The sequence below is a fragment of the Mesorhizobium sp. M8A.F.Ca.ET.181.01.1.1 genome, from assembly GCF_004792025.1.
Lineage (GTDB): Bacteria > Pseudomonadota > Alphaproteobacteria > Rhizobiales > Rhizobiaceae > Mesorhizobium.
The window spans coordinates 1-384 of record NZ_SRTV01000075.1 but is presented as its reverse complement, the minus strand read 5'-3'; the positions used below and the strand labels follow the sequence as shown (position 1 = coordinate 384).

The window sequence follows — 384 nt, the reverse complement described above, 5'->3', positions numbered from 1 at the left end:
GATCATTGGTGCGGTCAACATGACCGCGATGTCGATCAACCTGCTGTTTACCCAACTGCACACCTCGGTGGGCGTGGCCCTGATCGCCGCGCTGCTGGTCGGTGTGGTGGTCGGTGCCGGGCTGGTGCTGGTGAGCGTGGTCATTCCGCTCTACGGCCAGCTGCGCCGCGCCAACAAGTCCGCTGTCGCTTCGCCGGCACCGGTCGCTTCCAACCAATCTTTTGATGGACGTTGATCGAAGATGGATTTCGTCACCGAGTGGTTCTGGTTTTTCCTGTTTGTTCCGCTGGCCGCACTGGCCGGGTGGGTGATCGGACGTCGCGGCGGCCAACGCCACGGTGACAGCCAGGTCAGCCGCCTGTCGAGCACCTATTTCCGGGGCCT

At 63.0% G+C, this 384-nt stretch carries 1 protein-coding gene; it reads left to right on the top strand.

What is annotated here, in order from left to right:
* Positions 1–235 (top strand): lipopolysaccharide assembly protein LapA domain-containing protein (locus EN824_RS33650; RefSeq protein ID WP_135933173.1); only part of this gene is annotated, 235 nt, incomplete at its 5' end.
* Between the last annotated feature and the right edge of the window lie 149 nt (positions 236–384).